10 protein-coding genes and 2 pseudogenes are annotated in these 11,487 nt (G+C 36.1%); 7 read left to right on the top strand and 5 right to left on the bottom strand.

Annotation, left to right across the window (positions count from 1 at the left end; translation table 11 throughout):
- Window positions 1-51: 51 nt before the first annotated feature.
- Entirely contained in the window at window positions 52-1,089 is a 1,038-nt protein-coding gene (locus RBL01_RS12240) for a zinc-binding alcohol dehydrogenase family protein (RefSeq protein WP_002318818.1), read from the top strand.
- A gap of 88 nt (window positions 1,090-1,177) precedes the next feature.
- On the opposite strand, the gene RBL01_RS12235 is transcribed toward RBL01_RS12240, so the two are convergent.
- From RBL01_RS12235 to RBL01_RS12225, 3 genes are all read right to left on the bottom strand, one after another.
- Entirely contained in the window at window positions 1,178-1,501 is a 324-nt protein-coding gene (locus RBL01_RS12235) for an AzlD domain-containing protein (protein WP_002318819.1), read from the bottom strand.
- The gene (locus RBL01_RS12230; protein WP_002318820.1) at window positions 1,488-2,195 is read right to left on the bottom strand and encodes an AzlC family ABC transporter permease; all 708 of its coding nucleotides are present in this window, start codon (window positions 2,193-2,195) and stop codon (window positions 1,488-1,490) included. The genes RBL01_RS12235 and RBL01_RS12230 overlap by 14 nt, the downstream gene beginning before the upstream one ends.
- Window positions 2,196-2,494: 299 nt before the next feature.
- Window positions 2,495-3,919, bottom strand: coding sequence for a glycoside hydrolase family 1 protein (locus RBL01_RS12225; RefSeq protein ID WP_002318821.1), 1,425 nt, complete (start codon window positions 3,917-3,919; stop codon window positions 2,495-2,497).
- A gap of 174 nt (window positions 3,920-4,093) precedes the next feature.
- Here RBL01_RS12225 and RBL01_RS12220 point away from each other — a divergent pair, with 174 nt between their 5' ends.
- The 3 genes and pseudogenes from RBL01_RS12220 to RBL01_RS12210 form a co-directional block, all read left to right on the top strand.
- A complete protein-coding gene (locus RBL01_RS12220) occupies window positions 4,094-4,807 on the top strand; it encodes a GntR family transcriptional regulator (protein ID WP_002318822.1) in 714 nt (237 codons plus the stop codon).
- A gap of 149 nt (window positions 4,808-4,956) precedes the next feature.
- The gene (locus RBL01_RS12215; RefSeq protein WP_038809695.1) at window positions 4,957-6,288 is read left to right on the top strand and encodes a PTS sugar transporter subunit IIC; all 1,332 of its coding nucleotides are present in this window, start codon (window positions 4,957-4,959) and stop codon (window positions 6,286-6,288) included.
- 261 nt (window positions 6,289-6,549) lie between these two features.
- Window positions 6,550-6,708 (top strand): annotated as a pseudogene (locus tag RBL01_RS12210) (xylulose kinase); the annotation flags it as partial.
- 170 nt (window positions 6,709-6,878) lie between these two features.
- Here the strand turns inward: RBL01_RS12210 and RBL01_RS12205 are convergent.
- Window positions 6,879-7,727: pseudogene (locus tag RBL01_RS12205) on the bottom strand (SWIM zinc finger domain-containing protein).
- A 597-nt stretch (window positions 7,728-8,324) separates the two neighbouring features.
- Between RBL01_RS12205 and RBL01_RS12200 the strand changes: the two are divergent.
- Window positions 8,325-9,188, top strand: a complete 864-nt coding sequence (locus RBL01_RS12200) for an AraC family transcriptional regulator (protein WP_002318826.1) — start codon at window positions 8,325-8,327, stop codon at window positions 9,186-9,188.
- Between the two features lie 99 nt (window positions 9,189-9,287).
- Window positions 9,288-9,770 carry a GyrI-like domain-containing protein gene (locus tag RBL01_RS12195; protein WP_002339704.1) on the top strand — a complete coding sequence of 161 codons (483 nt, stop codon included), beginning with the start codon at window positions 9,288-9,290 and terminating at the stop codon, window positions 9,768-9,770.
- Window positions 9,771-10,032: 262 nt separating this feature from the next.
- On the opposite strand, the gene RBL01_RS12190 is transcribed toward RBL01_RS12195, so the two are convergent.
- Complete coding sequence (locus RBL01_RS12190) at window positions 10,033-10,500, bottom strand: Rrf2 family transcriptional regulator (protein WP_002287477.1); 468 nt, start codon at window positions 10,498-10,500, stop codon at window positions 10,033-10,035.
- 122 nt (window positions 10,501-10,622) lie between these two features.
- Here RBL01_RS12190 and RBL01_RS12185 point away from each other — a divergent pair, with 122 nt between their 5' ends.
- Window positions 10,623-11,474 carry an SDR family oxidoreductase gene (locus RBL01_RS12185; protein ID WP_002318828.1) on the top strand — a complete coding sequence of 284 codons (852 nt, stop codon included), beginning with the start codon at window positions 10,623-10,625 and terminating at the stop codon, window positions 11,472-11,474.
- The last annotated feature ends 13 nt before the right edge of the window (window positions 11,475-11,487 follow it).

The following is an 11,487-nucleotide window of genomic DNA, read 5'->3' as shown; positions in this document are numbered from 1 at the left end:
AATGAAAACTGTATGGATGCTCCAACTTGATGAAGCTAAGGAGGAATTCGTATGTCAGAAAAGGAATTAATGAAGGTAGTCGGTTTTTATGAAGGGTTGCCGATCGATGATCCAAAAAGCTTTATTGATGAAAAAGAACAGATACCTGTACCCAGTTCACGGGATCTTCTGGTAAAAGTCAACGCAGTATCTGTTAATCCTGTCGATACGAAACTTCGCCAAGATAACGGGATAAGAAATGCTTTACGTATCTTAGGTTTTGATGGAGTCGGGAAAGTTGTTGCTGTAGGTGACGAAGTGCAAAAATTTTCTGTCGGCGATCGCGTTTTTTACGCAGGTACAACAACAAGAGCAGGAAGCAATCAAGAATACCAACTAGTTGACGAACGTATTGTCGCTCTTGCACCAAAAAATCTTTCAGATGAAGAAGCTGCAGCCTTGCCGTTGACCTCATTGACCGCTTATGAATTGTTATTTGAAAAATTTGGTCTAACTCCAGAAGAAAATGCCAATCGCGGGAAAAAAATCTTAGTGATCAACGGAGCCGGGGGCGTCGGTTCGATTTTGAATCAACTAGCGCATTGGGCTGGCCTAGAAGTCTACGCGACTGCAAGTCCGAAGAATTTTGAATGGCTGAAAAAAACAGGTGTAGACTATCCAATCGATTATCATCACGACTTAAGTAAAAGTTTTCGTGAATTAGGAATCGATCAAGTAGAGTATGTCGCTGTATTATTCGATATTACCCGCTACTTTGATCAAATCAAGCACCTTGTCCGACCATTTGGACATGTGGGAACGATCGTAGGGATCAAAGAGCCGTTAGATATAGGTGTTTGGAAAAACCAATCTATCAGCTTCGACTGGGAGTATATGTTCGCTAAAACAGACTATAACTATGAAATCGAAACGCAAGGAGAAGCTTTAGCGCACATTGCTGCTTTAGCAAATGAAGGGATTATCCGCAGTACATTGAGCAAGGTCTATTCAGATGGGATGAATGCGAAGAACTTGAAACAAGCAACCAAAGACGTAGAAACAGGACATATGTTAGGAAAAGTCGTTGTTAGTGGTCCGTTCAACGGATAAGCAAGAATACGCCGATTTTTTTCTTATTTGACTTTGATAAAAACAAGAGCGCATGACAGTAATTTGCCATAAGCTCTTGTTTTTTTATTTATAATAAGCGAATCAACGAAAGGGAAAGAATTCCTGCCAAGACGATCACCAATAAGCTTTTTGAAAGAATAGCAGCTAAAAGTGTAGGAACTGAAGCCAAAGCATTTTCGAGATTGATCTGCGGCAGATGTCCGATATTTTGGGTAAATAGACTGCTGAACCATAAAGCAGACATAATGACGATTGGGACAAAACTTAAATACTCAAGCAACGGTTGCGGTAAATCGTATTTTTTCAGTAAGACAAATGGTAGGACCCTAGAAAGCCAAGTTGCTAAAGTACAACCTAAAATAGTCAGCAATGTAAACTCAAAAGAAGGCATGTTTGATCCACACCCCCAATCCGCACCCAATCAGTGTTACAATTACAATCAATAAGTTACTTGGGATAAAAATCAGTCCGACATATACCAGAATCAAAGTGAGTCCAATCAGGATCAACTGTAATCGTTTAGAGGTGTTTCTATCAGAAATGACTTGAAGATAAAGTAACCCGATAAACATAGCGACGATGGCGAAATCCAAACCAAACTTTTTCGGATCAGTAATAAAATTTCCTAAAAGTGCGCCAACAAGAGAAGAACCCACCCACGTCAAATAAGAAATCCAATTAGCTGTATTCATCCAACGAAAGTTTAACTTTTGTCCAGTATAGTTCAATTTATTCATTCCCAGTGCGAAACTTTCATCTGTCAGCAATGTGCCAATCAGCAGATTTTGAAGCAGCCGATTTTTCTTGAAATAAGGAGCAATCGTCATACTCATCAGAATCATTCGGGAATTGACTAGAAAGGTCGAGAGAACGATGGAGAGCAGTGGACTATGGCTAGCAAGCATGCTGACCGTGATAAATTGGGCAGAACCAGCATAGATCAGCAGGGACATCAACGTGACGACTAGTGGATGAAATCCGGCAGCTTTCCCAACGATACCAAATGCAAGTCCAATACCGATATAACCGAAAACGGTAGGTAACGTGTCTTTGATCGCAGTTTTTATATCTAACTTTTCATCCAATAACAAAACTCCTTTAGCACGACATAAATTTTCATAATTGTCGTCAAACTTGTGAATATTCTAAATTTTTAATGAAGACTTGTCAACTTCAATTTTAAACAAATAAAAAAGACTGGACGTAGTTTAAAAAAAATCTTCTCAAGTTAGATTTCCAGACCTAACTTCTGAGGATCACTACATTTGTCACAGTCTCTTATACTGACAAGTATAAATGAAGTATAAAGAAAAAGTATTTGTTATTGGTATTTCTCATTATTCTTGTTTTCTAATGTGTTCACTTCAAGTGGAATTTTAGAATATTATTCAACTAACAAGTCTACATCGTATCTAAATCCATTTGTATCACTTAATTGCTTGTAAAATTCGCCACTTTTTTTAATTGTTCTTTTTTGAGTAGTAAGGTCGAGTGAAACCAGCCCATATCGGTTTTTATAGGCGTTGATCCATGACCAGCAATCAATAAATGTCCAAAGATGATACCCCTTAATGTTACATCCTTCATTTATTGCCTTCCATAAGTAAGCAAGATGATCTTTGATATACTCAATCCGATAATCATCAATCATTTGCCCTGTATCATCCATGAAACGTTCTTCATCCGCAACGCCCATTCCGTTCTCGGAGATAAATGCTTCGATGTTTCCATAATGGTTCTTGATATCCATGCACAAATCATAAATTCCTTTTTCGTAAATTTCCCATCCCCGGTATTCGTTCATTCGTCGTCCAGGCATGATATGTGGTTCGAAAAACCACTCTGGTAAAAATGGACTAGATGTATCCACCATAGAAGAACGAGATTTGACGCGACGTGGCTCGTAATAGTTTAGTCCAAGAATTTGAGCGGTATTTTCGTAGATACATACAAGATCTTCTTTCGTATAATCTTCAGGAAGCTGATTATATTCTTGTAATAACAGGATAAGCTTTTTAGAAAAATTCCCTTTAACCATAGGATCTAAAAAGCTCCGCGTATAAAATAAATCAGCGATTTCTGCTGCTTTCACATCAGCAGGATTTTGACTACGAGGAAAAGTAGGACTCAAATTTAGAATAACGCCTATTTTACTAGGAAGAGCTAGTTCTTTAAATGCTTGTATTGCTTTTGCGTGTGCAAGTATAGTGAAGAATGCTGCTTGCGCTCCGCGTTTAAAGTCAATGAGGTTTGGATAATGAAAATCTTCAAGATAAGTACCTAAAATAGGCCCAAGTGGTTCATTGAAGGTAAACCAATGACAAACTAAGTCACCAAATTCTTTAAAACAAGTTTCAGCGTAATGAACATAAGCATCAACTACTTCACGTGATTCCCATCCACCTTTATCTTGAAGAGTAGCAGGCATGTCAAAATGATATAAGTTGGCAAATACTTTGATTCCATTATTATTCATTTCGGAAAATAATTTTCGATAGAAAGAAATGGCTTTGGGATTTACTTTTCCGGTACCGCCATTTGGAAACATTCGTGCCCAAGAAATAGAAACGCGAAAGGAGTTATGCCCAGTTTTTTTCATTAGTTCTATATCTTCTTTATATTGATGGATGTGATCGGTTGTAATAGAGGAATCGATTCGTTGATAAAACCGGTAAGGTTGTTCTTTAAACCAGCGATCCCAGATAGTCTCTGCTTTTCCTGTTTCCCCTTTTCCTTCTGCTTGCTCAGCTGACCAAGCGGAACCCCACCAAAAATCATCTGGAAAAGTTAGCTTTTTCATAGTTGTCATAATTTTTTTACCTCCTGTTTTCACTTAATGATAACACCGCTTACAACTTAAAGTAAATAGTTTTGTTTAAATATATATATCTTTTTTGTTGTATGTATAATTTTGATGTGGATTTTATCGATTTATTTATGTTAAAGTATAGATGAAGATATGTTTTTGATTGGAGGGTCACCATTGAAAAAAATTGCGAAGTATATGGAAATTTACTTAGATATAAAGAAAAAAATTGTAAATGGAGAGTATAAAATTGGTGAGAAACTTCCTACAGGAGATGAATTGGCAGTTATTTATCATACAAGCAAGTTAACAGTAAAGAAAGGCGTAGACTTACTTGTTTCCGAAGGAGTTTTGCGAAGTAGAAGTGGGTATGGGACTGAAGTCGTCAGAACACCAATTGATAACTCACGAGTTCTTGGTCCAAACGAAGGTTTGTTTAGCGTGATTGGTGAAGAACACGTAGATTCAGAAATCCATACTTTCTCAATTGAACTTCCATCGAAAAAAGTAGCTGATAAATTAAGTATCAGTGTAAAAGACTATGTATATAATATTGTACGAAGCCGTTTTATTGATTGTCAACCATACTCGATTGAGCAAACATTCATGCCATTAGCAGTCATACCAGGCTTGGAACCAAAACATTTAAAGAAATCTGTATATGCTTATATCACAAATGAACTGGGTCTGGAAATAAAGACTTCGCACATACGTATCAAAGGAGATACTGCGAGTGAATTTGACGCAAAAATATTAAAAATAGATCCAGGTGAATTTATGATCGAGATAGACAAAGTTGTTGCTCTATCATCTGGTAAACCTTTCGAGTATTCGGTATCGAGACATTTATATCAAGATTTTGTTTTTGAAGCTGTTTTTGTTGAAAAATAAGCTCGGGAAAATTATTTTTTTCAGAGCTTATTTTTTTATACTAAAAAAAGATATATATATTTAATTAAAAGTATTTACTTTTATTGATAAGTGATGTATTATTTGGGTGGAAAAGTAATCGATTACAATAAGCATAAAGGAGAAAAAATATGGGTAAAAGTAGCAGGAAGGACATTGTATTTGAAAAATTCGGTATAGTTGCGACTAAGTTGGGGAATCAGATCCATTTAAGAACTTTGCGAGATGCGTTTGCTACATTTATGCCATTTATGATGTTAGCAGGGTTTGTGACACTTATTAATTCAGTGATCTTAGAACCAACAGGATCCATGGGGGAAATTGTCGATACTAGTACATTGACCACGTTACAACAAATTGGTACTTCAATTGCCAATGGTACATTAAGCATAACTACATTATTAGTTGTAGCAGCAGTATCTTATCATATGTGTGCAAGCAGAAATTATACAAATCATATTGCAGCGGTATTAGTTGCTATTTCGACATTTGTTGTATTAACACCTATGCAGATGATGTTTACTCCTGAAAATGCGGATAAAGCTGTTGAAGTGACGGGTGTGATACCTATATCCTATACAGGAGCTTCAGGAATGTTTGTAGGTATATTTGTTGGATTAGCGGCTACAGAATTATTTATTAAACTTTCTAATAATAAGAAACTGCAGATTCAGCTATCCGGAAATATTCCTCCCGCTGTTTTAAAGTCTTTTAATGTATTAATCCCAATCATTATTACGATTACCTCGTTTGCTTTATTGTCATTTATAATCATTCAATTGTTTAATATGGATATAAATAAGCTAATTACCACGATAGTTACAGAGCCATTAAGTAAAATTACAACTGGTTTACCAGGATTTTTGTTAATTACATCTATTGCTAATCTATTTTTTGGATTTGGTATCCATCAAGCAGTAATATCAGGTTCATTGTTAGATCCGTTTTTGATTCAGAATATGCAAGAAAATATGGCAGCTTATGCAAACAAAGAGCAAATTCCACATATTATCAATATGGCCTTTAAAGATACCTTTGCGGTAATGGGTGGATCGGGAAATACGATTGCTTTATTGATTGCAATATTTATCTTCAGTCGTAGAAAAGATTATAAGGACTTTGCTAAATTATCAGTAACTCCCGCTATATTCAATATAAGCGAACCTATTATTTTTGGATTGCCTATTGTATTTAATATCAGTCTGATTATTCCCTTTGTGCTTGCACCGATTTTTTCTTTGACAGTAGCATATTTTGCAACTGCTGTGGGATTAATTAATCATGTAGTAGTGCAAATTCCTTGGACTACGCCACCAGTTATATCGGGATTTTTAGCAACAGCCGGAGACTGGCGAGCAGCTGTTTTACAAATATTACTTATAGCCGCAAGTGTGTTTATATATTTACCGTTTTTACGAATTGACGAACACGTGACAACTAAATTAAGTGAAAATGAAACATAATTTACTATGAGATAACAAAAATTAACACAAGAAGTCGTTGGAATATAAATAGCCAGTAATTTCAATAAGGATCATATTTTTTGATAAGTACGAACATGTAGAAAAACAAACATTTTTTGGTAAGGATAATCATTATTTTTCACAAGACAAACCTATCTGTGTATATACGTCTATTTAGTATATGCAAAGATAGGTTTTTGGTGGTGAAAAATAAAGACTGTTAATATTATTAATCTTTATTTTAATATTTATCTTTAAAGATTAGAGTGGTTCGATACACCTGAAAGTTGTTGTCAGAATTTTATCCAATATACAGATGCAGTGGAACCTCTCTTACAAAATGTAGAAAAGTATCATAAAATCTATCAACAATGCCGGAAAATCTATCCAGCAACGAAAGAAATTTGTCATGACTTATAAAACAAAACGCGTACCTAACAGTCAAATGACTAATATTGGGTACGCGTTAAGTCTTCTTTACTTCATCCTTTGCATGATTCGTGTTTTTAAAGCAGGGTCTGCTGTATTTCTTGTGGATTTAGGATGGTTGTTATCGTTTACTTGCTATTTTTCATTGAAATCGTCTTTCTTTACCGTTTCTTTAGTTTTTTATCTATTTTTTTCTTTTGGTTAGAAAATTCTTTTTCCCGAAAGTCTTCTTTCAGGATTTTTATGGAGTAGCGTTTTGAATAAGAGGCGTCAGTATGATCGACTTGGCAAACGAACCAAGAGAACATTTGCCTTTTTTCTGCATGAGGTGCTTCTGCTAATAATTCTTTCCATAAATAATAACAGTCCTCTATCAGAAGAAGGGTTCGTTCATCCTCAGGCTCCCAATAGAATGTTTCGAGAGTAGCAATCACTTCATTGATCAATTCGAATGCGGGAAGATAGGCATTTTGCTGAATAAGCGATTCAACTGCTTCTTGGATGAACTTTCGCATCTACATGATGAACTTCGCTGTTTTCCTGTTTTTGTTTTTCTTGATAATATGATCGTATTTATGGATGATAGTTGTTAATTTATCTGAATAATTTATTGCATGAAATGGCATCTTAACTTTGAAGCGTTCGATAAATTGCGGATGTTCTATAAGAATCTCTGTTAAAAGCTCCCGTACAAGAGAGGAACTAGCGGAGGAAACAAGGGACGAGAGTTCGGAAAGTGAGTAGTTGGATTTTTTTATTGGACGTTCTTCGTAAGCGAATAAGACAGCAGCCATGTGTTTGCATTTTTTTCCTTCTATGGCATATAGACAATCACAAGTCATGTTGGTCTTTTCATCCCAAGTGATCACTACCTTATAATCTTCCGTGCCAGAAACTGTTGCGGACAAGTACTTGCTTGTATAGTTCAAATGACGGACAAAACCGTGCAGATGATAGCTGTAACCGCGTTCCAAAACGTTTTCAGGAAAATACTCAAGCCAATTATTCATCTAATTCTCCTTTCATGAAACACTTATTTATATTTAGTATAAAGAAACGTTTAAGAAAAAAGTAGCTGATTTTACATATTTGATAATCACTTTTGCTCGAATTGTCAAAAATTCATTCTCCTTTTCTTTTCTTAGAGAATGTGAGAAAAAGTAAAAGGATAGCGTGTTTTAAAGATGGAACTTTTTTTGTTTTTTATTTATCTGACAAAAATGAAGTGATTTTGTTAGAAATAAATAATTGTTCCAATTTATAAAAGAGGTATGATATATCGCAAAGAAAAATCCAAGCAGCGTTCTGATCAGCAGTTTGAACAACAATTTGCTTTGTACAGTAGGTAGTAAGCGGATTAACTAAGGGAATAAAAGATATTTTTACCGCTTTGTTTACTTAGAATGTGTCTTCCCCAAAATTTATTTTTCTAAAGGTAAAACATAGATAGGCAGATAATACCAATTATCCGTTACGAAACGCTGCTTGAGAATTTTCTTTAGATCCATACAACATTTTCTACATCTGACTAAATTGGTTCCTGATTCATCAAGTAATTGACTTTCTTTGATAATATGATAAAAAGGCAAGCAAGGAGGAAGATAAATATGCTTAAAGATCTGAACCAATTGATCGATTACATCGAAGAACATTTGACAGAAGGACTTTCCTATAAAATAATAGCCGAAAATACAGGAATCTCTGAATATCAATTAAAACGCATCTTTACGTTTATTGCAGGGATGTCGCTAATGGACTATATCAAAAACCGTAGATTGGCTTTGGCTAATCGCGATCTTCTAGATGGATCAAGAGTGACAGAAACGGCGTTTAGATATGGATATGAAACAGTCGAGGGTTTTTCAAGAGCTTTTCGTGATTGGTCAGGATATCTGCCTTCAGAAATCAGCAGATACGGCATACAAAAATCTTTTCCACGCTTGACATTTTTTATTGATGTCAGAGGAGGAAAATCGATGGAATTTCGTATCGAAAAGAAAGAACAGTTTTATGTGGCAGGTGTGGCGAAAAAAGTTCCTGTCAAATTTGAAGGAGTCAATCAAGAAATACAAAAGTTAGCGCAGACAATCACGGAGACTCAAAGGGAAGAGATGCATAAGTTAGGAGATTTATATCCAAATCAAGTAATCAACGTTTCTTATGGATTTGATGGAGACCGCTTGGAAGAAAAGGGCAGTTTGATGCACATGATTGGCTTTGCTACGACAAAAGAAAATTCGTACGCTGATTTAGAAATGCTTGCTATAGAAGGACACACTTGGGCCATTTTTCCTAATAAAGGGCCATTCCCCCAAACTTTACAAGATACTTGGGGGAAAATCTATGCAGAATGGCTTCCTTCTTCAGATTATGAGTTAGTCGAAGCTCCCGAGATCTCTTTTACAAAATGGGGAGAGGATTTCAGTCATGTTTACAGTGAGATTTGGATTGCAGTGAAAGCAAAAAAATAGTTAAAAAATAAAAATATCCCTAGAAAAAAGAGCGTAATCGTGTCATTTCCCTTTAATTTTATGTAAGATGAACTTAATATAATAGAAAGGGTGGGAGAAATGGCAAAGTATAAGATTGAAGAAAAACCAGAGTTTGCAGTGACAGGTATTGGTGTGGAATTGAAAAGTAGCAATACAGATTTTGTCGGTTTGGCAGCAGAGAAGCAAGCCTTTGAGCAAAAAGTCATCAGTGACGGAACAATAGACACCTTGAAACAAGCTGCTGAAAATCATTATTTCTTTACAGTCAACGAACCCTATGACGGGAAAATGATGTACTATGTCGGTGTTCAAACGAGTCAGGATATTCCTAACACTACGAGAATCATCCCATTTCCAAAAGGAACGTATCTCGTCGTAAGCGCTTCATTGGAGTCGCCTGAAGAACTAAGGAACGATTTGACGAATACGGCCTTTGGGCATGTTTTAAGAGAAGTAGAAGATTACGCCTATGTTGGGGGGCCAAATGCTGTAGTCGAAATGGGAGTTACCAACGGGAAATATATGGGAGAAATCTGGATACCGGTAGTCAATAAACCATGATAATATAGAGGTCGTGAAAGTAGCGCTTTGACCTGAGCATTAGAGAGGAAAAAGGGGAAATAGCTTTCCATATTTTGCATTTTTCAGAACTAATGCCGAGGGTCAGCTACTTGAACACCGTTTATCAAGACGTCATGACTTCAGCGCTTTGACCTGAGCATTAGAGAGGAAGAAGGGGCATGACAAGGCTTTTGTCCCCCGGAGAATAAAAGAATTTATGTAGACGATTCCGATCAGAAAAATGCAGGCACAGTAGAGAGAATTATAAAAATCTCTCTACGAGGCCTGTGTTTTCTGGTCTTTTTTCTTTTTCCAAAACGGCTATTTTATGTATCAGACTATCAAGTGTGATCTTAGCCATTTCTTCTTCTGCCTTTTTCTGCAGCCGAGCGTAGCTTTCTTCTAAAGCTTCTTGGATATTCGCACCAACGACGCAATTTGGATTTGTTTTTGGATCGACTTGGATAAGCTGTGTATTACCTTCGATGCTGCGATAGACATCTAGTAAAGAAATTTGATCTGGACTTTTGGCAAGGGAAGGCTGCGGTTTTCCGGTTTTTGTAAAGATCAAACCGGATTTTTTGAGCTGACTCATGATTTTACGTACATTTGCTGCATTTGTTTCGATACTACTGGCAATCATCTCACTAGAAAGTGATCGGGTATCTTGAAACATTTCAATATAGGCAAGTACATGGATTGCATCACTAAATTGCAGAGAATACTTCATCAGTTGTCATCCTTTCATTTTTTTTGCTTGACTTATCTTACCACACTCTTTATGATAAAGGTGTAATTTATAAATGTACAGCTGTAAATCTTAACAAATAAAAAGAATAGGGAGTGGCAAATATGCATTATTTAGTAACAGGAGCAACTGGAGGTTTTGGTGGTTATGCGCTGGAATTCTTAAAAAAGATGGTTCCACAAAATGAAATCTATGTACTAGTACGTAGTGAAGAAAAAGGAGAAGCACTGAAAGAAGCTGGATTTAATATACGTATTGGTGATTATGATGATTTAGACTCAATGAAAGAAGCGTTGAAAGGAATAGATCGATTGCTTTTTGTCTCTGGCGTTCCAGGAAATCGTCAAGCCGAACATAAGAATGTAGTGAAGGCAGCACAAGCAGCTGGGGTATCTTATATCGCTTATACAAGTTTTGCAGATGCCAATCACTCGATCAGTGTATTAGCGCCAGATCACCAATTCACTGAAAAAATGATTAAGGATTCAGGTATTTCCCATACATTTTTACGGAATAATTGGTATGTAGAGAATGAATTACCTATCATTGGGCAGGCTTTAAAAACTGGTCAATTCGTTTATGCTGCAGGAAATGGAAAAACAGGTTGGGCATTGAAACGTGAATATGCAGAAGCTGCAGCAAAAGTACTAGTAGAAAGTGACTCTCCAGAAATCTTAGAATTATCCGGCAATCTAACTGACTATGAAGAATTAGTCAAGGCATTAGAGCGTGCGACAGGTAAAGAGTTAGAAATTATTGAAGCAAGTGATGCAGCGTTTGTCGAAAATCTAAAAGAAGCCGGATTCCCTCAAGAAGCAGCTGACATGTTTTTAGCGATCCAACATGATATTAAAAAGGATCAGTTAGCTATTTCCTCTGATGATTTAGAAAAAGTATTGGGAAAACCATTAACTTCTCTTGAAGCAGCATTAAAAGAAATATTGGATCAGGAATAATGTATAAAGAGGT

This window comes from Enterococcus sp. SB12 (genome assembly GCF_030910025.2).
In the GTDB taxonomy this organism is placed as follows: domain Bacteria; phylum Bacillota; class Bacilli; order Lactobacillales; family Enterococcaceae; genus Enterococcus_B; species Enterococcus_B faecium.
The sequence above is the reverse complement of the archived record's forward strand: the minus strand, read 5'-3'. Positions and strand labels throughout refer to the sequence as shown.